Here is a 21,419-nt window from a genome sequence, read left to right as displayed (position 1 = left end):
CCATTTTGGTAGGCCTTTTGTCTTACCGTATTGTTCGTTGCTTTGGAATCATCTATATTTAAACTATATTCTGACACAAAACACCATCTATCGAAATAATATTCGGGAGGATTGTCATGTCAAATTTAAGTCGTACGGTAGGAAATCCCCATAATGGGGAAAGCGTAACTTTTTTAAAGACTACGGAAGAAACAAATGGAGAGTATCTTTTATTCCGCACAGACCTTCCACCCAATGTTGGAATCTTCTTACACTATCATACCGAACTTGTAGAAACCTTTGAAGGTGTTACGGGGAAATTAGACCTAACAGTCGACGGAAAAACGATCACTTTGCAAAAAGGAGAGAAAGCTGTCGCTCCCCTGCACAAGAATCACTGCTTTAATAATAACACGAATGAATTGGTCAGCTTTAACGTAGAAATTCGCCCTGCTGGCAACTTTGAGGCTTTTGTACGCTGCGGATACGGTCTGGATACAGACGGAAAAAGCTTCTACATGCCATTTTTGAAGCAATACCTCCCCAAGAACATCCTGCTTTTGGGCACTCTCTTTGAAATGGGCGCATTCTATGTCCCCTACCTGCCTCTCTTTCTGCAAAAAGGAATCTTTGGTTTGTTATCTAAGCTCTCTACGTGGACGGGCGCGGCAAAAACGTTGGAAAAGTACTATATTCCGACAAAGGAAAAGCAGCGTATCTCGTAATACCCGGACTTTTCTTCTCATGAAAAGGGCACCCTTGCCCATTAATTCGCAGCAGGATGCCACACGAAAGCTCCTATTTTCCTTCCCTTTACATCAGCGCAACTTCACCCTTACATGTTAACGGCCTTTTTCTTTCCTATCATGCATCTGAAGCCATAGTCATCCCGACCTGCCTCGTATTTTGCAAGCGCAGGTCGGTAAGCTGACTACTCTGTGACAGTTCCATCCTCGCCCGCCGGCTTTTCATCCGAAGCAGTAGTCTCGGATTGATTCTGCTGCCATTCCAGCATGAGCTTGAAAGCAGGAACGAATTCTACCTGCTGAGTCGGTTCTGGACGAGGCTGCTCGGCAACCTCTCCACCGCCCTGCGCTTCAGGAGAAACAGGCACCGAAGCAGGCATCCATAGAAAGAAGCCGCTTGCTGCCCCTACTGCAATGACAATGGCCACACTCAGGAGCGCCGTCGATTTGCGTTGAAACAGCTTCATGAAGGGACTGGAGGTTTCCCTTCGTACCTCCTCGACGAGCTTGCGGAAATCTGCATGCCGTACCGTTTGCCAACGCTTCTTCCATTCCTTGTCGCGCAATCTCCTGCCCTTGTTTTCGAGCAGTAGGACTTTGAGAGCATGTCGATAGCCAGGTGAAATGTATTTGCCTGTGAAAAACATTCGCTGCGTCATGCTCCATTGAACAAAGGAATACAGGAGTTCTTCCTCTCCGTTTTCTCCGACAAACCGCAGCATATCAGCAAAGGTGAAAGCATCCTGTCCATGGGAATCCGTCTGATAAAAAACCAGTGCTACCAATGGGAAGCTATCTTGCTTTATCGGACGCTCCAGCAAATGGACGATCAACTGCTGCAAAGCAGCGATTTCCCTTTCATCCCACTGCCGAAAGAAATCCTCTGGCGCAGGAACATCCCGATTTCCAGCTAAGGATGCCATATGATGAATGTGTGCGAGCTTTTCTCTGCTTTCCAGATCGAGCTCCCCTATAAACGTCTGCGGCTTTTCCTCCAGCAAAGTGATGATCTTGCCAAAATCGCCCCACGCCATTTCCCCCAGCATGAGTTGTTTGAGCAGGGCTTTATCCAGCTCGTCCAGCAGCTCATCCGCATAGCCGCTCATTGCGTCCTGACGCTCAAAGTAATCGTGAATCGCCAGCGCTGCTTGCAGCTTCTCACTTTCACGGGCAAACAGTTCAAGCACTTTTTCTCGGGTAGCCGTCATAAAAAACGGATTTCGCAGGGCCAGTGGCGCCACTTGTGCCCAGAGGTTGATTTCCTGCAAAACCTGGGCAAGCGTAGAGAAGGAAGCCAGCCGCTCCTTCAGATAGTCTTCAAACAATGGCCCTACGACCTGCTTGTAGCCAAGAACGGATCGCATCAGAAAGCCAAAGAGCTCGGGATAGCCCGACAGCTCCTGATAGACCTTTGCTACAAAAGCGTTTTGTCGTGTCGCCTTTCCCTTTAGCAGCACGTTCATCAAATACGTGACAAGCTCTGTGGAAATGCGTTCGTTTGGAATGGCGCAAAAAGCCTTGAGCATCTGGTGGATGGTCTCAGCAGCAGGAAGCCCCTGGTCCTTCAGTGCAGCGTTTTCCAGCCGGAAAAGCACCTCGCGCAGCCCGCGTAAACGATGAGATCTGTTCTCCAAGGCAGGCTGACCCAAGTATTGCTGGAGTACCTGCCAAACTCCCGAGGGATTTTGCTCGTAGCGCTCCATGTGCCCTTTTTCCACTTCATACAAAGCGCAAAGCTCATAGTAGGTAGCCAGTCTCAGCAGGAATGCCGTATCCGCCCCCTCCAGCACTTCCTCGCAAAAAGCATGAAAGTCAGCGAGTACACGCGTCTCGTTCAGATGCTCCCAAGCAAAGTCTAGATAGGCGTGCGCTCCCTCCTGCCAATCCAGCTGCAAAATTCGCTGCTGAGCCAGATCAAAGATGTAGTCCTTTTCCGTGATCCCAGTCCCTGCCCGGATGCTCCCTTTTTCCACGAACATGACGTGGATATGCTTCTTGCTCTGCGGTTCATGGCTGTACGTGAGAAAACCAAAATGCCTGCGCATCTCATAAGGCAGGCAGCTATACAAAATTTCCAGCAGCTGTCGGGCGTCCGCAGCAGCTGCCCCTACCTCTCCATCCAGACTGATGTAGACCTTTCTTTTGGTGGAGAGCGACGTCATCACCGCATACAGGAGCTGCTTGAATATCCGTTCATCGATGCCTATGCGGCTGAGCCATTGCTTGCGATCATGGGGTGTCTCTGCCTGAAAGGGAAGCTCGCTGATCACCGGCAGTTCTTTGCCTGTGGAGTGATCATGCTCCTGTGCAAAGGCTCGCAAGCCGAACAGCCTTGCTGGTTCTTTGATAAATTCGTCCCGACGATCGGCAGGGATGACGTAATTGTGGCTGAAGAAGGTGTTTCGTTGACCTGTAAAATCCGCGCCCACGAAGACGCTTCTCCCAATTACCAGCTCGCCTGACTCCGTTCGAAAGGAGACGAGCGCCTCCGGATAGAGCGCCAAATCGCTTTCTCCACGCTCTTGCAAGGCACGAGGCGCATCGTAGGCGCAAAACGGATGAAGCGTTTTTTTAATGAATGCGTTGTCTAGCGCAGTCGATTTGGCAACGGTATCGTAGCCTTCGTTAGAACGGAATATCCCCTGTCGCCCGCGGGTGTAGTATTGCTGCAAAATGGGCTGACGGCTCACTACCGCTCCCTCCCTTCGATGTAATCCAGCTGATGCATGAGCCAGATAAACGGCTCATCGACCCGGATCGGAGTCACGACTCCGCTCACCTTTTGATTAACCGGGTTACTTCCCAGCGCAGATACAGCGAAATAGGCCGTATTGGTAAAGTAGACTTCCAGTGCATCCTTGAACGGTCGATCCACCTTTTCGATGAAGCGGCTGATCTCCCCGTTGATGTTTTCGAATTCCGTCATGTTCAAGTACTCTTCATGGACGAAATTGCGGAATACGTTGCTGTTGGACTTGATGTACTCACCATCGTCCTCCTTGATCAGGTGCAGCATATCGCTCTTGGTCAGGACGACCGCTGTCGGGATATCCGTCTGGCTCTGCTCCTGATATCCGATGAAGTTCTCAAACAGTGTAATGACGACCTCGCGCGGCTCATCATAGCGGGCTGTGAATTCCCCCGGCTCATCTCCTGCACGCAGCATGACTCTGTCGCGAATCGTCCTGATCTGCAGCGGATCGACGAGGAACAGGATACCGGAAGAGTTTTTGACGTGTGCGGCGTACAGCTCCAAATACTCACGATCGACCATGCCCTCGCCCGCGACATCAAAAAAGACAAGGATGAGCGGCGCCTTTTCTTTGTCCTTAAAAATGAATTGGAAGATAAACGGCTCCTGTCGCTTCTCCTTTTGGGTCGAATCGAGGAGCTGTCCTCTTTCAAACAGAGGCGCTTCGTAATTTTCCCGGAACTTGCGGCTGATTTGGGCATTGAGCGGCATGCAAGCCGCATCGAAGTGATTCGCAGTCGTATTTTGCAGCGTGTGGATCAGCGAGGTCATGTATACTGACTTGCCGACCTGCGACGCTCCCACGATCGAGATGATGTTACTCGGTGCCTTCCCCGCCGTGATCGGCAGCTCGTTGTGGCATTTCGGGCACAGCCTGCGCTTGGAAACGACCCCATAGCGGTCTGTTACGCCAACAAGGATGTTATCGACATACAGGTGGCTCTCTTCCGGGATGGTATCCGGATCGATGATCGCCTCCAGCTCGTCGATGGCATCCAGTCCAAATTTGTCCCGATAGCGGTTTAATAGCTCGTCCTCCTGCAGCGCGTAATCCTCGTCGTCCAGGCGGTGATGGGCAGCGCGAAATACGACCTGATCAGGCGCGTATTTGGCAAAGCAGTATGGGCAAACGATATCGTAAAAAGGCAAGCGCTCCGGTGCCGGCTGTTTCTTTTCAAACATGCTTTTCAAAAAGGTCAGCATGACGGTCCCCTCCTATTCGGGAATCAGCTCGTACAATTCCCCGTATTTTTTTCCGTCCGTAAAAAAGAGGCGGATGACATCCTTTTTTCTGACTTCAATTTCTGGCAGCAAATTCTCACCCGGCTGTATATCCCGAATAAAGGCATACTGCGTACCATCATCCTTGTTCGTTGGAGCCGAGCCTTCCTTTTTGACATAGCAAAGCACGTCCTTTGAGACAGGAATCTCTGAAAAAATGCGAATCTGCAAGGACTGATAGGCGCTAAACCAGCTTCGCCCCCGCTTGAACGAGTACAAGATCTTTGCTTTTCCCGTACGAACGTGGACGATGTGCGCTTCTCCTGGTGGGATGAGCATGACGGGCTTGCCCTGCTCCAAGCGACACGGGAAAATGCGGTACGTATACCGCCCGATTCCCTCGCTTTTTCCCCGGAGGCCTTTATGTGCCTTGTACTCCTCTCGCGTGTACAGCTTAAGCTCGGTATCGCTGATCTGGCTTACGTCAAACGGCTCCCCATAAGCAGAGCAGTGGACGTAAACACAGGGAACCTCTTCCGCCCAATGCCAGTTGATCACATATTCATTGCCTTGCAGCTGACAGACGACACCCTTGATGGAGAGCTCTGTAGTCTCTTCCCATTTGATCATCACTCATCATGCTCCTACTCTACAGATCAAAGCGCTTGCTGGTTCGATTTCCCGACTCCAGCAGCCTTGCCGACGAACGTTTTCCCTGATCCATTCGGTTTTTGAACGATGTCTGCCCTCCGCTCGCTGAAGCCGGAATAAAAGCGGTGAACAACGTCATCACGACAGCCAGCAAAGCGCAGGCGAGCATACGTACCGTCGTGTCCAGCCACTGCGCCGAAGTCAGTCCCGACTCCAGCAGCAAACCTGCGAGAATTCCCGCTACCACTCCGCCAGTCGTGAAGCTTTTTGCGAGATGACGGTTGTCAAAAATCAGGCCCAACGCCAATCCGAGCAGGCCCCCGATGATCAGCATGCCAATAACGCGAATGATTGCAAAAAACGTGCTGTCAGCTGTTGCGCCCGTGCGTTCCGAGACCAGATTCCGGTCCTGGCGGCTCATGTCGTAGATTTGTCCAAAAATACCTGTAAGCTCTTCCGCATGGTCCACATTAAAATACGTACCGCCCGTCTCCTCGGAAATACGTTTCAGCAGGTAGGTTCCATCGGCATCCACCTGACTCATGCCCACTGTGTGAATATGCATGCCTGCTTGCTTGTAAGGCTCCATCACCTTTTGCAGATCGACGTTGCTGTAGCCATCCGACATGAGCACCACTGTGCTGTTCGGATTCAGCTGCCCCGCAGACTGCAGCTGATCCAGAGCGGCTTGCAGGGCCTCGTCGATTTGTGTCCCTCCGCTAGGTCCGGGATAGTTCTTCAACTTGGCGATGACGGTGTCCTTGACAGCTTGATCCTTTAGCAAAACAAGTGGCTGCAGCACTTCTGCCCGGCTATTAAATGTGATCACACCAACTTGCATATCACTGTCCATTTTCCCGACAACATCAGCAGCCGCTTGGAACAACTGATTGTTCGGGTCTGTCTGCTTCATGCTATCAGACGTATCCAGCAGCATGACGATATTGTCCGTACTGCTCGAGCGCTGATAGGAAAAGCCGTAAAGCAGCTGCAAAAGCATGGCAGCAACCCCTACCATGATCAAGGTGCTTGGCACCAGCATCCTCCACGATGCGCCTGCATAACGCTGCTTCCAGCCAGGTCCGTTCAGACGAGGGGAGATCATTTCTGCCACCAGGCACATCAGCCCTACGAACAAAGCGTACTGTCCGAAATACAAGCCCATCAAAAGCCATTGCGGAAGCTCTGCGGACAGCTGGGACAAGATGACTTCTCCCACGACAAAGCCAATCGCACCCCCGATCAGGCTGCACACGATCATGAGCAGGCTCAGCTTTCTTTGACTCATGAGAATTCCTCCTTTCCTTGGCGGTGAAAGACGTATCCGTTATCCATGTAGGAAGAATGGTATTTCTTGTTGTTTCGGTAATACATCAAGTCTTCCAGGCCAAATCCACCCATCAGATTCATTTTTTCTATACCGCTCTTCCCGGCTTCGTGAATGCAGCCTTGCTTGTAGGTTCTCGTCGCTTCCGTCTCCCGCAGCACGTACTGTACGAAGTCGTTTTGAAGGTCGGCAAACCAGTATTTCTCTTCGTACCGATGCTTTTGCAGGAAATGAAAGACCTCTACATGCACGGCTGCCCGCTCTTCGAGGACGAGAGATAAGTCTTGGAACAAGTCCTCCCTCGTCAGGACTGTCCGGTTGTCGTAGGCAGCCGCTACATTCGCTCTCGCCAGCAGCTCCGCCTCAAAGGACAACGCAAACGGCGAGCGAGTCAAAATCTCTGTTCGGCAAAAAGCACAAAGGCGTTCGAGCAATCCCGATATTCCGTGCGTAAAGAGCAGCGCGCCGCTGCCGATATAGCGGTTGTCCAGATAAAACCCTTGGCCGCGCTGGGATTCCTGCGATCGGATCGTCTCTGTGACGACGGACTCGTAGTACTCGTCCATGTTCTTGCCCAGGTAGTCTGCTGCTTCCTTGACGCTTTTGTGCGCAATCGCTCTCAGCTGCTTTTGCAGCTCCTCCAGCTGCGCTACCTGCTCGCCGATTCGTTTATGGAGCTGCTTGGCTTGCTGCTCGTAGCCCAACAGGACTTGCAGCACAAGCTCCCACTCCAGGATCTCCGCCTTTTTGTTATACACCTTGGCGAACAGATGGCGGACAAAGGTGCGGACGCGCTCTTTATCCTTCGTGAAGAATCCCCCTACACGCAGCTCCTGCTGATCCACCCGCTCTAGACTAATGTCATCCAGCTCGGCTTTTGTCAGCTCCAGCTGTCTTTGCGTTTCCTTGATTCCTGTTCGCACCTCATCGAGCAGATTCGCCCCGCTGGCTGTTTCCGAAGTGAGCTGATACGCCGCATACAGTCCGTATCGTTCATCCTCGATAATTTCCTGCGAAATCAGCTGTGCGAGTGACGACTTTTCCAGCAAGCCGTCCAGATTGCGGCGAGCCAGCTGAACGTAATGCTGCTCAAAAAAGGACTGACTATTGCCATCAAACAAGGCCAGCTCTGCCTCCCGCAGATTCATGCCAGACAGCTCACTGTAGCTGACTCCCGAGGTCATGAGCCCGTTCATTTCCGTCAAAATGTCCTGGTCAGGAAAGGCTGCGCTTACGATCCGCTGCACATCATGCGCGGTTAAACCCAGCTTTTCACGGGCTTTTGTCTTCGGCAGACTGTCACCCTCCTGCAGACGCTCCCAGTAGCGGTCGAATACGGCAGCCAGTACAGTCAGCGCGATCGCGTGGGTAGGACGCTTTACCTTGGAGAGTCCAGCTGACGCAAAGGTGGCTTGTCCGCTATCGACGGTAATACTGCGAATAAACTGCAGCTTGTTGTAGCCTTCGCTGTTCTCATCTACGGCCGTCTCCGCCTCTTTGTTGTTCAGCAGTACCAGATTGCTGATCAGCTCATCGTTCTCCGAAAGCCCACCGTCCAGAAACAGACCATGCTCAGTCTTGTCACTGAGCAGGTAGGTGAGTGAAAACAGCGGTGCTTGTGCATGCAGGGCAGGCAGCTTGATTCCATCCTCGGTGACCATCAGATTGGCCCCGTAGCGATAGTCGCTTCGTTGGAATTGATCGACCTCTTCCAAAAACTGAACGCCAAGTGCCGAGGAAAAGCCAAAGCCGTCGCCGCTCTTTTCCTGCAGCAGTACATACAGATCCGCCGAAACGTTTTTGAACATCTCCTGCAAATAGCTTTTGAGTAGCATCGTCAATTCCGGCAGCAGGATGTTTGCCGGATCATCCGAGCGGGTCACTACAGCAATGTTCACCTGTTGAAACGAAGCAAACAGCTTGCCCATCTCTGCGACGCGGATGCTAACCTGCTTCATGAACTTGTTGACGTCCATGATGAGCGATTCATCCTTCATGAACCGCTCAAAGAGGGAGGCACGCATCGTCTGTCTGTTTGCATCCAGTTTTGGCAGCTGGCAGCCGAAAACCTGGGGATGCTCCCAAGTCTCCTCATTGTAGGCGTGGACGTAGAGAACGCCTTGGCTGTTTTGCCACTTTTGCTCATTGATCTCACAGACGGACTGCAGAGCCTGCCTGCTTTTGTCTCCGATAAAGAGGAACAGCACGGGATTTTGAATGCTTCGCTGTCCGTGTCCGCGATCCAGTTGTCCTTCCAAATCCGTAACGTATTCGGTTGCGAATTGCTCCATCAAATCCTTCATGCCTATCCCCCGCCAATCCGTCATTCTTTATTGCAGCGTTTTGCGCATATCGTTTACCTTTGCCCACACCTTTTTGTAAAAGCGGTACAGCTCTTCGCCGTTTACGAACTCATCGCGATCGTACTCCAGGTCATTTTTGGTACCCTGGAAGGCGGCTGCGATCTCGTCGAGGCTGCTGATCAGAGCTGCTGTATCCTCAGAGGCTGTCATCGCATCGCTGCGTCTCGTCGCTTTGCGGTTGAGCAAGGCCATCTTTTTCGAATCGAGGGCACGGAATTGCTCGTAGAGAGCGTACTCCACATGCTTGTTCACCTTCATGAGATTGAGGAACGGATCCCATGCCTCTTCTTCCTCATCCTTGTCGTAGACGTAGAGCGCACCTTTTTTGCAGATCGTACCGGTGTACAGCGCCTCGATGAAGCGTGTCACAAGCTCTTCTTCTCCTTGGATCGCGCCCATCAATTGGTCCAGCTCCGCGATCTTCTGCTCGATCTCTTCGTATTTACGCACTTCCTCTTGCATCAAACGGATCAGCTCCGGATAGCGAATCAGATTTTCCTTTGCCATGTCCTCGTTGATGCTGCCAAAAATATCGCGCGTAAATTCGCGCTCCAGACCTTCCTTCATGAAGCCTTTCAGCTCTAGAAGAAGTCGCTTCATTTCACCTGGATTGAGCTTTGCGCTGTCTTTTGGCAGCTGCTGTGCCTCCAAATACGACGCGATGCTGAAAGGTTTGGTAATGATGCACTCGTAGCGGCTGCTCGTTTTGCTGTCGCTGCCTTTCTCCCGGATGCTGCCGAAGCCTTGCGCCCGATCGAACAGAGAGCGGACACCTGCATTGTACGCTTTGATCCGATTGTTTTCGTACGTATCTCCCCACGATTTCTCAGGGATAGGGGACGGCAGGTACGCCCAGTTGTTTTTCTCGGTCTGCACGAGGTGGCGACCAATCCCTTCGCGTTCCAGAATGGTGCGCTCATAGCTTTCCTCGTACACCTTCAGCGGCGTATAGACAAACAGGGGAATCCCGTTCTTGGTGTTCAGCCAGAAGATGCGGTTTTTGACTTCGCTCTCTTTGACCGTAAAGCGAGACCCGCTGATCGCTGTATCCTGATAGTTTTTGATCCCTTTGAGAATCGCCGGTGCTTTCAATGGCACCGAGACGAAGCCCCAGGAAGGGAAGTGCATGTTGCCGAGGTTGTTGCTCAGATGGAAGACAGGGATCGCCTCGTCATCCAGCTTGCTCGCAATCTTGCGCTCTACGATACGATCCAGCGTCTCGTCCTGACCGTACTTGATCACCAGGAAATCCTCCATGGACTTGGTGATCAGCTCCCCGAATTTCTCCGACAGGAAGTCTGAGATTGAGCTGACGATATCCAGCTCCTGCTCCTTGACCCATTGGTCGGAGCGCTCCAGCAGCTCGCTTGTGAAATCGCGGATCAGGTCGTCGGCATCCTTTTGCTCCAAAATATTTCCGATGACCTTGGCAATATCCGGTACGTTCACGATGTTCCAGTAGTACGTTTTGTTGCCGGTGCGATCGCTCTCCTCGCCGCCGCCTATCAGGATGTCGCCGTTCTTTTCAAAGATCTGATTGAGCGTATTTAGCACTTCCGTAAACACGCTGTAGATGCGGTTGTTTTCCGCATTGAGCAAACGGTGGAGCTCTTCGTAAAACTCGATCATCTGCTCCAGCTTTTCCTGGTCAGCCAAGAGCTGGTATTCGTTAATCTTTGCATCGATGTAGATGTTTTTCTTTTTCTCTTTGGAAATGAAGGCACTGCGAGCGTCACCCAGCTTTTCCTGGGCAGTCTCCCGCGCACCCTCAATCTCACGTGGGAAGCTTTCCAGATTCGCCTTCAGGCTCTCTACGTAAGACAGAATCATCTTCATCAGGCAGAAGCCTTTGTCCGATTGAATCAGACGTGATGCGTAGAAAGGACCTTGCTCGGGATGCAGGAACACCCGCTTAATCATGTCTCCGAAGACTGCGATCAGCTCACCTGGCAGCTGCTTTTTTGACTTGATGTACTGCTCTCTCGCCTTGGCCAGATAGCCTTGCTCCAGCTCGTGGTCGACGCTCACGACCTGCTGGCTGATGACGTTGCTGTAGCTCATGCGCTCGCTGTTTTCATAGCCTGGCAAAGGCTCTGGTACACGCTCCTCAAACTTGCGAGAGATTGAGTCGATATCGATGCCGAGCTTGCGGGCGAATTTCTCCGCGTCCTCTTGTGTAGGCGCTACAGTGAACATCTTCTCCATCTTTTTAAACAGGCGATACGCCAAGTAGGTCGTCATTTCCTCGATCGGCAGCACCGCAGAGGAAGCACCGATGACATTGTACTGATAGTTGGCCGCGTACGCCTTTGGCATCTGGTTGATATTCGTACGGATGTTGCTGATATAGTCATGGATCGCAAACTCTTCGCCGGAGCGCTTTTCCTCACTCGCCATGAAGTTCGTGATATTCTCTGCTGTCACGTTCATGCAGTAATCGTAGGCGTTTTCCAGCGCTTTGCCTTCCAGATTGGTGGCTGAAATCAGATGGCACAGGTTGAACGGCGGCATCGGCGATTGTACGTTTAGCACGCTGCCGTACTGCTGACGGAAGCGCTCACCCCGCTCGTCTGCGTTCATCCAGTAATCCAGTTCCTTCAGCGCTGCATAGCCGTTTTTCATGATGTAGTCGCGCGTATGGGAGCTGAGGCTTTTGTTGGACAGATTGACGTCAGGCGTAAACAGATAGCCCAGCGTATTGACCTTATCCACTCCTGCGCTGCCGAAGTCGCGTTCCAGAATCCCGCGCACGATATACGCGATGTCGAGAAAGCAGCCGCTTCCCGTACCACCGGAAATCCCGCTCAGCAGGAAAACTGTCAGCTTCTTGTTAGTGCCTTCGCACAGCATTTTGATCTTTTTCTCAATGGTCTGCACGACCTGAGTGATTTTTGTAAACAGGAGCAAACGACCTGCCTGTCGCACACCGGATGCCCCGCTGATCCCATCCGTGATCGTCAGCTCTGGAGAAAGCCACTCCGTGATGTACGGCTCGAGAATACTACGGTTTTGCAGCACGCCCCCGATCTCGGGATTGGAAAGCAGGACAAACTCGGTAACTGGGTCGAGTCCGATGCCCTTGTACTTCTTGTTGCGGTCATGCTCGTTGGTCTCAAATGCGATGAACTCGATGTTGTCCGGCTTTTCCTTGCGTTTCTTGGAAAGATGGTCCACTGGGAGTTTGAAGCGTCGGTTCACTTGATATTTCAGGCGCAAAAGCGCGTCGATGCCTGTCCCACCCAACCCAATCACGAGCATCGGATTGTCGATGGTGTCTACCCGAATCTTGTCGCTGACGATTCCTCCGCCAAGCGATACGTCCAACTGCTGAATATGCTCTCTTACTACTGCTTTCATATGGGATCCACTCCTAGACGATGTAGTCTACAAAAACGGACTTATTGACACTGGTCATTGAAATCTTGATGCGATCGTTTTTCTTCAGTTCCTTGCCCTGGCTCATGTCGAGGACGCGTCCAGCCTTCTCAATTCGACAGCTCGAACGGTTCTCGATGATCAGCGTATCGTTTTTGCCTGGCAACAGAATGACTTTGTCCGTTTCCTGAAACTCTGGTGCCAGCTGAAGCAGCTGATGGAGACGGACCTTGCCTTTGAAGCTGCTGAGCTTTTTGTACTGCGGGTTGGACTTGTCGCCCGTATCCTCATCCACGATCTCGATTGCTACTTGCCCAGCAAAGCCTTTGTTCGCTTTGCGATAGATGGAGAGGGCGTACAGAGCTCCTGCTGCCACGATCAGGAGAATGACTGCTCCACCTGCAACCAACAGCCACGGGAACGGCTTCTCATCTGCATCTGCTCCCGTCTTCTGCTGCCCGGAAGTAGTACCTGCTCCTGCCGTCGAAGAGGCATCGACGAGAAGAGGCGGTGTCTCCCGATAAAAACTAGCGTCCTCCGCTTTGATTTTCAATTCGTACGCGTGGTCAGCAGGAATCGTAAAGCTTCCTTCAAAGCCGCTGCCCGTGTTGGTCAAAGGCTCTTCGCTTGTTTTCTGATCGGTTTTGTCCGTGATGATCAAAGTCCCTTTCATCTGCTTGTACAAATCGGGACTGTTTACTTTTTGTCCATTGCTCACCAAAGCTGCTTTTACAGGTACCACGTCGCCCGCTTGGAAGGTCTGGTTCTTGAGCGGCTCCATCTCCAGCTGCAGGTCGTAATTGTAAATCATGTTGATGTCGATCTTTTCCTTGGGCACCCCTTTTACCTGAAGCGACCAATTGCCCTGTTCGGGTTTTACCAGCTTGAGCATCGTATACGCGCTCGAACGGGAGAGGCGAACATCGTTAGACGGAATCGCCACTTCCTTGCCCGCCGGATCGAACAATTTCAACTCAACCGATTTTTGCGACATGATGGAGATGTTTGCTTCCAGCACGTTTGCATTCGGAATGTTGATCGGCACTTCCTGGATTTGACCGTTGGAAGTGAAGCTTTTGATCGGCACGACCTTTAGCTTGAGATGGTTGGCAAAGATTTCGCTTAAAATGGCAGGCAGCTTGTCCGCCGTGCTCGTTTCAAAAAACTTCCCCTTCGTCTGGGTCGCGATCTGCTGCAGGGTCGTCCTGTTCAACTGCCCATCCGCATTCAGACCAATCGTATAGATCGGATAGCCTTTGCTCTGTGCAGCCTTTACCGCATCCTGCAGCCTTTTGTCCGACTGGGCAGCAGATCCGCCTGCCGCTTCGTTCAGGTAGTTGTTTCCGTCAGCGAGAAGTACGATGATCGGCGCGTTTGCCGGATCATGACCCGCATCGAGAATTTTCACGGCTTCGGTGACACCGACAGATATGTCCGTGTAGGCTCCCTTTTGCAGGCTGTCGATGAACGATTTGATGTCGTTCTTGTCTTGCTCGGAATTCACCTCGATCAGTGCCTTTTCACGTTCGATCTTGTCGGTATAGGAGATGATTCCAATTTTGTTCTTCCGGGTCGACGTCATGTCCACGAACATTTTCATCGCTTCGTTGCTTACCTTGTTTTTATCGCTTTGGGTCATGGAGTTGCTGACGTCCACGACTAGCACGGCATCCATGTTGCTTGCGCTGGTTTGTGCAAAACTCATTTGTGTCCCCGTCAGGACGAAGACCAGCAGCAGTGCTGTACAAACGACGTATCGACACAACACGCTGAAACGTATCATTCTTTAGAACCTCCGCTGTACACAGTATTTGCGAACTATTGCAAAGAAAGGTAGACTATGACACTATTACCACTATTTTCAGAGGTAGCAGTAGCCAAAAAGACATGTATGATTGCCTCTATCACGTAATACGATACAACCCGTTTCTTTGTTACAGATTTCGACACTATCAATTTTTAGGAGAGAAATTATGGTATCCTACTTCCTTCTCGCTGCAGCTTTTGTCCTACTTGCCGTGCGCTTTACCAAGCTGCTTCGGTTGAAGCGGCGTAATCTCTCAGCCAGAGAAATCGATCAGCATTTGCACGCCTTGCTGAATGAAAAGAGGGAACGCCCATGAGGAAAAAAATCGGGGTCCTGTTCCGGAAAACCCAGAAAACAGCCTACACCTTTGAACGCCTGAAAGCGTGCAAGCACTGCCATACGTATCACGTTTTGTGGGACACGCACTGTGAGGAGTGCGGGCGTGAATACCAGCCCATTCGCAAGCTGTCTGCCTCGGTTACCCGCCGTTATGTGCAGACGCGCTTTTTACTCATGGTCCTGTTCGTCTGTCTGGCTATCCTCTGTGCCAAATCCCTCCCGCAGATTTTGATTGCAGGCGGTGTAGGGATCTTGCTGCTTGCCCTTTTTTACTGGATGCAAAAAAAATACGGCTCCTATGAAAGAGACGCTCAGTTTCTACCTTTCCTTTCACAGGAGCAGGACGCGATCAAGAAATCGCTCGTGCATCATCTCGAGGAGATCGGTGCGGATGTGAAAGCCGAGCGCTATAAGGAAGCGTACGAAAAGATACGTGAGATCGGGCATTTCATCCACTCGGATACGATCAAAATCCGCAAGATCATGTTTCTCAACCACTTTATCCTGCGTAAGGACATGGAGCTGGAGTTGGAGACGGTCACCCCCTCCACCTATGACAAGGATTTCGTCGAGTATTTGCGCGAGGTGATCAAGGTCCAGCCGTCTCTCGTCAAAAAGTCGGTGCTCGACTACGCCAGACGCTACAAGGCCTATATCCTTTTGCAGGAAAACGGCGAGCAGCTGATGGGACAAATCGCAGGGGCAGCTCTTCGCATGAGGCCGTACATCGATCAGTATCAGGACCTGATCATCGAGTTCATCGACTTCATCCCTCGCGATCGTTTTCTGCGTCTCGCCAAATTGGTGCACACTCATCGTCATGAAGGCTGGGAGCTGCTGTATGCGGCAACGAAAAGGCGCGTAGATGCACAGTTCGCTTTTGACCCCGACTTTGCCGGTATCTCGTAAAGGAGCGCGAAGCCATATGATTTCTTCCTATCAAAAATCGCTTTGGTCTCGCAATCTGATGCTGGTGCTCGTCGTGGCTGCCGTCATTGGCGTCGCGCTGAAAATCGGGTGGAGCCTGCAAAAAATCAAGCTGTATGATCAGGCGCTGGCTTACTACGAAGCCAAGGATCTGGTTAAAGCAGAAGAAACCTTCGCAAAAGCAAATGAACATGCAGGCATCGAGTACGGGGATGAGGCGTGGACTACTCAGATGTCGGGTCTGACGGACATTCGAGAGGAGCTGGAATCCCTCTCCAGGCAGGCTCAGCCTGCTATCAAGGACAACCGGGAAGAAGAGGTTCTCCAAACCTATCGCAGCTATCAATCCTTCAAGCGAGAGGTAGAAGGGCGACAGGAAGCACAGGCCGCTACCTTTTTTCAGACGATCTCTACGCGGCTTGGCCTGGAAAAGGGCTGGAGTGCGTACTACCAGCAAGCAATCCAGCATGCGAAAGCTCAAATGCAGTCCTTGCAGGTCAGCGATCAGCAAGCCTTGATCCATACGCTCGTCCTCGTTCCTGATGAATTTTTCGGAGGCACGGAAAAGAAGGCGCAAGAGCTCGAAACACACTTCCGCCGCTATGAAACGGCCAAGCTTCAAGAACGGGCGGATTCGCTCTCGTTTCTGGATGTTATCACGCAAACCGCCAAGAGCATCGAGCTGTACAGACAGGAGGGAATATCCTCCGATTGGCTCCAAAAGCAGCTCGAGCGCTATGCCAAAGGCGAAATTGGGCGAGTCATCAGGCAAAACGACCTGCCGGGCTTTGTTGCCATGGCAAAGGCGTACCGGCAAATCCAAAATGTGCTGCCGGATAAATCGGAGGTTTTGGCGACGATCGAGACTCATTTGCAGAGCCTGATCGAGCAAGCGGAGAAATATGCCAAGCAGCATAAATTCACGAAAGCAACAGACCTGTACCAGGAGCTCAGCGGTTTATTGGACACCTCTTCACTGCTGGCTGGAGTGGACGAGCCTTGGACGCAGTTTGACCCCTCTCGTCTCCTGCAGCAAAAATACCCGGATCAAGCGTTCGATCCGGTTTTCACAGGCAGCGACCACTGGGGTGCGAAGACCTATGCGATCGGCGTCGATCAGAAGGAGCGCCGCATCTATTTTGCAGCAAAGCCCACCGAGAACGAGGCTCCCGTATCCTTCGATCTAGCCTTGGACATCGATACAGACTTTACCTTTACGCTCTCCAAGCTGGAGGATGATCACGATAGCCCCGTCCTCCTCGTTTCATCAGTTGGGAAGGAGCGCGCTTACCTATATACAGGTGTCGTTCCGCAGCTATCCAAAAACAGTTTCGATACGCGATTCGTCATCGAAGCAGATGACTTGACCATAGAAGATGCGGCGCGGGTCATTGTGAAGAATGCTGTAGGACCGGGTGAACACGAGTTGGCTTCGTTTGAATTCGGCAGAAAAGGCTTGGAGTATGTGGCAAAGCTGGAGGATCTTCAGCCGGAACACGAAGAGCCAGCTGATCCCGCCTCGCCCTCTGCGACTGAGGAAGAAGGGGACTCTCAAAGCGGGCAAGGCACCCCAGAGCTTCCAGGCGCGCCATCAGTAGAGGTGCCTCACACTCCCTCTGCAGGGCATTCAGTAGACGTTTATGCCGGTCCTGGCAAGGAATACAAAGTCATTGGCCAAGTCTCTCTGGACAGTTCCATCCAGGTCGTTACCGATCTGAATGGCTGGTACCAAATCCAGTTTGACGGCAAGGAAGGCTGGATTGAGACGCCGAAAACAGCGAACTAGCCCTGCCAAAAACGAAAAGCTTCAGTAGCAGGAAGGCACCCCTTTCCTTCCTACTGAAGCTTGTATTTTATAATGGCCTCGCTCTTTGTCAGGATATCGAGATGGTTGGCCTCTACCACGTATTTCTCCCCTTGCAGGGCAAAGACGCTATCCATCATCACGTTCCCGTCTCCCATATCGCTGTGGATCGCACCCACGACACGTCCGTCGACCCATTTTACCGGGGAGAGGGGAGGCACCGTTTTGAGGTACTGAACGGTATTTTGGCCAATTCCGGCAACGAGCGTGACAGGAATGCCTCTGGCGGGAATGATGTGCATCTGTTCATTTAATTCATCCAGCACTCTGTTTTTGACGAGCAAGGAGTCGTACGGGACGAACATCTCGATTCCGTCCCTTCTCTCCAGCAAATAGTCCCCGTACGCGCGGGCAGGCACGAGATCGAGCAGACTGGGGAAATTGCGGTGAATCGCCTCGATCCTGTTGCGGGGCAGCCCACGCTCCAAATACGCCAGATACACAGTCATGTACAGCTCCACCACGTTCTTTGTCGGGGCAACGGATTGCGGCAGCTTTCCACCAGCCCAGTAGCAATAGCTGACCGGAGATCCCGCATTCGGCGTAGCTAAAATAATCATCTGTGCGACATCGTTTTGATACGCATCGCTTTGTACGTAGGCTCGCCCCACAAGTCCGCCCATGCTATGGCAAATCAAATGGACCATGTCAAATCCCGTTTCCTGCTTTGCCCAAGCGATCGTCTGCATGAGGTACTCAGCCGTATAGGCGATAGGCTGTCTCCAGTCGTAAAAAGCGACGAACAGCTCTTTCCCCATACGATAGTCCATGCTCTCCAAGAGCTGCATCATCGGCTCGTAGGCTGTTTTCGCCAAACCAAAATTCCAATCCCCTGTTCCGGGCACAATCTGATCACTCATGGAACCAAACAAGCCAGGAACAAAAACAATCGGCATCTTTTGCGTGTGGAGGTAGACCACGTTTCCCTTCCTCTCTTTGCTGCGTGGAAAAATCGCTATGTCTTTGCCTATTCCGGTTTGGCTTGGATGGTTCCGAGCTATTCGGATCGCGAGTGCGAATCTATGAAAATGATACAATTGTCCCCTCTTTCTATCGAAACAAAGCGCTATAATAAACGTCTAACGTTACAGAATCCCTATACGGTTTGAAACGTTTCCTTTTGGATGAAAAACATTACTTGTCGGAGGATTGGCAAAATGAAGTTGCGCAAGTGGTTTACGCTTTTGCTCATGTTCGTCCTGTGCATACCCGCGATGGGCCTATCCGTGCAGGCGCAATCAACACCCGAGATCAGCATTTACTTAGACGGACAGCAGGTCAAAAGTGACGTCGCTCCGTACATACTTCCCAAAGTAAACGTCACAATGGTGCCCCTTCGGGTAATCAGCGAAAGTCTGGGCGCCGAAGTTTACTGGGATCAAAACAAGCAAACCGCAACGATCTTAAAAGATGACACCGTTCTGTCCATGACGGTCAACCAAGCATACGCGCTGGTCAACGATGGAAGCGTACCGCTGGATGCTTCCGCACAAAACAAACAAGGCCGCGTCATGGTCCCCCTCCGCTTTGTTTCCGAGCAGCTTGGCCTCAAAGTCAGCTGGGAGCAGTCGACGCGAACCATTACCTTGCGCACGGACACAATCGACATCGATGCACCTGCCAATGAGGAGATCGACATCCCCATAACTGATCAAGAAATCGATCCCGATCCTGTTCCGGTCCCTGTTCCGACTACACCTGTCGATACGGGAGGCTCCATGCGCGGTGTTTGGATCTCCACGGTTTTCAATCTCGACTGGCCGTCCACCGGCTCTTACAACAATCAAACCAAACAGCAGCAGGAGTACGTCCAACTGCTCGATGAACTGCAAGGCATGGGCATGAACACCGTATTTGTGCAGGTACGCCCTTCCGCAGATGCGCTGTATCCGTCCTCCCTCGTTCCTTGGTCAAAAGTTTTGACGGGTACACAAGGCAAAAATCCGGGATACGACCCGCTCGCTTTCATGATTGAGGAAACACATAGACGCGGCATGGAGTTCCACGCCTGGTTCAACCCGTTCCGAGCCAATACAGACGCCAAGACGGATCAGCTCGCCGCCAATCATGTCGTGAAGCAGCATCCAGATTGGATCGTCAATTCCAGCAGCAAGCTGTACATCAATCCAGGGATTCCGCAGGCGCGTCAGCAGATCATCAGAGAAATCATGGAAGTGGTCTCGCGCTACGACATCGATGGTGTCCACCTGGATGACTACTTCTATCCATCCAACGGCACCTTTAACGACGATGCTACCTATAAAACCTACAACAGTAAAAAAATCGCGAACAAAGCCGACTGGCGCCGCGACAACATCAACCAGTTTGTCCAGCAGCTGAACGCATCGATCAAAAGCGCGAAGCCAGGTGTACAGTTCGGTATCAGTCCGTTTGGTGTTTGGCGGAACATAGCCGTCGATCCAACCGGTTCCGATACAAAAGCAGGTGTCACCGCGTACGACAACATGTATGCAGACGTGCGGACTTGGATCAAACAAGGCTGGCTGGACTACGTGACTCCGCAAATTTACTGGAGTATGTCCTTTGCACCAGCTCAATACGACAAGCTCGTCACCTGGTGGTCCGACGAGGTACGTGGTACGAACGTGAAGCTCTACATCGGTCACTCTCCTTACAAGCTGGGAACCGCCGAGGCTGGCTGGCAAAATGCACAGGAGATCATCAACCAGCTCGATTACAACGCTCTTCATCCAGAAGTGAAGGGCAGCATCTTCTTCAGTGCCAAAGACTTGCGGAAAAACCCGCTCGGTCTGATACAGGCGCTCAGCAGCTACTACAGCCGCTAGGTTAGATAACAGCAAAAACCCCCGAGCAGGAGCAGCGCATAATCGCTGTCAGGTTCGGGGGTTTCCTATTGGCATCTTCCATGCTGTATTCAGCTATATTTGGGGGGAATCCGGCTTTGCCTGGTAGTGGAAATTCGGCGATTCCATCCGGTTATCGTAGGAGCTGTGAAAAATATGCGTAGCTGCAGGTGATATCGGTGGAATCAGCCACGTCCAATCCCCTGTAACGGCGCGCTCCTTTTTCTTTTCCCGCTCTTCAAACCGCTGGAATTGCTGGCTCGCCGTGTGGTGATCGACAATAGACACGCCTTGCTCCCTAAAAGAATGCAGCACCGCTACGTTCAGCTCGATCAGCGCTTTATCCCTCCAGAGTGTTGATTCGCGGCTAGTGTCCAGATTCAGGAGATCGGCTACTTTCGGCAGCAGGTTGTAGCGCTGCTCATCCGCGAAGTTTCTCGCTCCGATTTCCGTTCCCATGTACCAGCCGTTGAACGGCGCCGACAGATAATTGATGCCCCCAATTTCCATTCGCATGTCCGCGACAATGGGGACCCCGTACCACTTCAACTGCAAATCAGCAATCGATGCGTGCTCGGGATGCACGATCGGGACCTCGATCACCAGCTCTCGCGGAATTTCAAAAAACTGTGGACGGTTGTCCCCCAGCTGAAGGACCAGCGGCAGGATGTCGAAGTGAGTGCCTTCTCCCTGCCAGCCCAGGCTCTCGCATAGTCGGGTCAGCGCAAGCGACGCCGGATCGCCCAGCACGCCGTATTCCGTCTCATAGCCAGCATACCGGATCAACTGGTGATTCCAAATACGCAGCTGCGGCTGGCCCTCGCGATGAGGCGCATATACGGTAATGGTCGGACGTATCTTCCCGCCGTTTGTCGCGTACTCGATATGATGAAACAAGGCTTTGGCCATCTGTTCCTCGGTTTTGACCTCGCGTGCATCAAATACATGCAGCGTTTCCCAAAAAAATCGTCCGATGCAGCGATTGCTGTTTCGCCATGCCATTTTTGCTCCATGGCGCAGCTCCTCGGCTGTATGCTCATACGTTCCATGTGCCGCGATCGATTCGCGCACTTCCTGCAGGCGTTTTTCCAGCTCTTGCGGTGTTTTCTCCAGCTCGCCGTAGCACGTGTGGATGAAGCGCTCAGCGGCCGCTAACAGTTCTCGATGTTCCATAGTGCCCTCTTTTCACGCTCGTGTTGTCCCCATTATAGTTTTTTACCGGGCTCATTACCAATCTCCTAGC

The 21,419-nt window shown here is 52.0% G+C and carries 14 protein-coding genes; 5 read left to right on the top strand and 9 right to left on the bottom strand.

The window, feature by feature from the left end; translation table 11 throughout:
• Positions 1-116 precede the first annotated feature (116 nt).
• Positions 117-704, top strand: a complete 588-nt coding sequence (locus tag EDM55_RS18195; protein WP_122960991.1) for a cupin domain-containing protein — start codon at positions 117-119, stop codon at positions 702-704.
• 206 nt (positions 705-910) lie between these two features.
• Here the strand turns inward: EDM55_RS18195 and EDM55_RS18190 are convergent, their stop codons facing one another.
• Genes EDM55_RS18190 through EDM55_RS18160 form a run of 7 tightly spaced genes read right to left on the bottom strand, consistent with a single transcriptional unit; the run spans position 911 to position 14,197 of the window.
• Entirely contained in the window at positions 911-3,415 is a 2,505-nt protein-coding gene (locus tag EDM55_RS18190; protein WP_122960990.1) for a GAP1-N2 domain-containing protein, read from the bottom strand.
• Positions 3,415-4,680: a TRAFAC clade GTPase domain-containing protein gene (locus tag EDM55_RS18185; protein WP_092271865.1), complete on the bottom strand. Its 1,266-nt coding sequence runs from the start codon at positions 4,678-4,680 to the stop codon at positions 3,415-3,417. Before EDM55_RS18185 ends, EDM55_RS18190 begins: the two co-directional genes overlap by 1 nt.
• 12 nt (positions 4,681-4,692) lie before the next feature.
• The gene (locus EDM55_RS18180) at positions 4,693-5,328 is read right to left on the bottom strand and encodes a beta-mannanase (RefSeq protein ID WP_122960989.1); all 636 of its coding nucleotides are present in this window, start codon (positions 5,326-5,328) and stop codon (positions 4,693-4,695) included.
• A gap of 19 nt (positions 5,329-5,347) precedes the next feature.
• Positions 5,348-6,637 (bottom strand): vWA domain-containing protein, encoded by a 1,290-nt coding sequence (locus EDM55_RS18175; RefSeq protein WP_122960988.1) that lies wholly within the window; start codon positions 6,635-6,637, stop codon positions 5,348-5,350.
• The gene (locus EDM55_RS18170) at positions 6,634-8,979 is read right to left on the bottom strand and encodes a hypothetical protein (protein WP_122960987.1); all 2,346 of its coding nucleotides are present in this window, start codon (positions 8,977-8,979) and stop codon (positions 6,634-6,636) included. Before EDM55_RS18170 ends, EDM55_RS18175 begins: the two co-directional genes overlap by 4 nt.
• Positions 8,980-9,006: 27 nt before the next feature.
• Complete coding sequence (locus tag EDM55_RS18165) at positions 9,007-12,396, bottom strand: tubulin-like doman-containing protein (protein ID WP_092271854.1); 3,390 nt, start codon at positions 12,394-12,396, stop codon at positions 9,007-9,009.
• 13 nt (positions 12,397-12,409) lie between these two features.
• Positions 12,410-14,197 carry a vWA domain-containing protein gene (locus tag EDM55_RS18160; RefSeq protein WP_122960986.1) on the bottom strand — a complete coding sequence of 596 codons (1,788 nt, stop codon included), beginning with the start codon at positions 14,195-14,197 and terminating at the stop codon, positions 12,410-12,412.
• A 190-nt stretch (positions 14,198-14,387) separates the two neighbouring features.
• On the opposite strand from EDM55_RS18160, the gene EDM55_RS30345 reads away from it, so the two are divergent.
• From EDM55_RS30345 to EDM55_RS18150, 3 genes are read left to right on the top strand one after another with little or no spacing between them, the layout of a single operon-like run.
• The gene (locus tag EDM55_RS30345; protein WP_170184335.1) at positions 14,388-14,537 is read left to right on the top strand and encodes a hypothetical protein; all 150 of its coding nucleotides are present in this window, start codon (positions 14,388-14,390) and stop codon (positions 14,535-14,537) included.
• On the top strand, positions 14,534-15,469 hold the full coding sequence (locus tag EDM55_RS18155) for a hypothetical protein (protein ID WP_122960985.1): 936 nt from the start codon (positions 14,534-14,536) through the stop codon (positions 15,467-15,469). Before EDM55_RS30345 ends, EDM55_RS18155 begins: the two co-directional genes overlap by 4 nt.
• Positions 15,470-15,485: 16 nt before the next feature.
• Positions 15,486-17,273, top strand: coding sequence for an SH3 domain-containing protein (locus EDM55_RS18150; protein ID WP_170184336.1), 1,788 nt, complete (start codon positions 15,486-15,488; stop codon positions 17,271-17,273).
• Between the two features lie 50 nt (positions 17,274-17,323).
• On the opposite strand, the gene EDM55_RS18145 is transcribed toward EDM55_RS18150, so the two are convergent.
• A complete protein-coding gene (locus EDM55_RS18145; protein WP_092271971.1) occupies positions 17,324-18,247 on the bottom strand; it encodes a lipase family alpha/beta hydrolase in 924 nt (307 codons plus the stop codon).
• A gap of 261 nt (positions 18,248-18,508) precedes the next feature.
• On the opposite strand from EDM55_RS18145, the gene EDM55_RS18140 reads away from it, so the two are divergent.
• On the top strand, positions 18,509-20,158 hold the full coding sequence (locus EDM55_RS18140) for a family 10 glycosylhydrolase (protein WP_092271842.1): 1,650 nt from the start codon (positions 18,509-18,511) through the stop codon (positions 20,156-20,158).
• A gap of 93 nt (positions 20,159-20,251) precedes the next feature.
• Here EDM55_RS18140 and EDM55_RS18135 read toward each other — a convergent pair whose 3' ends face one another.
• Positions 20,252-21,349, bottom strand: a complete 1,098-nt coding sequence (locus EDM55_RS18135; protein ID WP_122960983.1) for a nitric oxide synthase oxygenase — start codon at positions 21,347-21,349, stop codon at positions 20,252-20,254.
• Between the last annotated feature and the right edge of the window lie 70 nt (positions 21,350-21,419).

Origin of the sequence: Brevibacillus centrosporus, from assembly GCF_003710815.1 — a bacterium.
GTDB lineage: Bacteria > Bacillota > Bacilli > Brevibacillales > Brevibacillaceae > Brevibacillus > Brevibacillus centrosporus.
This window is presented reverse-complemented; position numbering and strand designations above follow the sequence as displayed.

Coding starts and splice junctions, on each gene's coding strand:
- EDM55_RS18155 (WP_122960985.1), top strand. CDS start 14,534: ATGAGGAAAAAAATCGGGGTCCTGTTCCGGAAAACCCAGAAAACAGCC.
- EDM55_RS30345 (WP_170184335.1), top strand. CDS start 14,388: ATGGTATCCTACTTCCTTCTCGCTGCAGCTTTTGTCCTACTTGCCGTG.
- EDM55_RS18180 (WP_122960989.1), bottom strand. CDS start 5,328: ATGATCAAATGGGAAGAGACTACAGAGCTCTCCATCAAGGGTGTCGTC.
- EDM55_RS18195 (WP_122960991.1), top strand. CDS start 117: ATGTCAAATTTAAGTCGTACGGTAGGAAATCCCCATAATGGGGAAAGC.
- EDM55_RS18160 (WP_122960986.1), bottom strand. CDS start 14,197: ATGATACGTTTCAGCGTGTTGTGTCGATACGTCGTTTGTACAGCACTG.
- EDM55_RS18165 (WP_092271854.1), bottom strand. CDS start 12,396: ATGAAAGCAGTAGTAAGAGAGCATATTCAGCAGTTGGACGTATCGCTT.
- EDM55_RS18170 (WP_122960987.1), bottom strand. CDS start 8,979: ATGAAGGATTTGATGGAGCAATTCGCAACCGAATACGTTACGGATTTG.
- EDM55_RS18185 (WP_092271865.1), bottom strand. CDS start 4,680: ATGCTGACCTTTTTGAAAAGCATGTTTGAAAAGAAACAGCCGGCACCG.
- EDM55_RS18135 (WP_122960983.1), bottom strand. CDS start 21,349: ATGGAACATCGAGAACTGTTAGCGGCCGCTGAGCGCTTCATCCACACG.
- EDM55_RS18150 (WP_170184336.1), top strand. CDS start 15,486: ATGATTTCTTCCTATCAAAAATCGCTTTGGTCTCGCAATCTGATGCTG.
- EDM55_RS18140 (WP_092271842.1), top strand. CDS start 18,509: ATGAAGTTGCGCAAGTGGTTTACGCTTTTGCTCATGTTCGTCCTGTGC.
- EDM55_RS18145 (WP_092271971.1), bottom strand. CDS start 18,247: ATGCCGATTGTTTTTGTTCCTGGCTTGTTTGGTTCCATGAGTGATCAG.
- EDM55_RS18175 (WP_122960988.1), bottom strand. CDS start 6,637: ATGAGTCAAAGAAAGCTGAGCCTGCTCATGATCGTGTGCAGCCTGATC.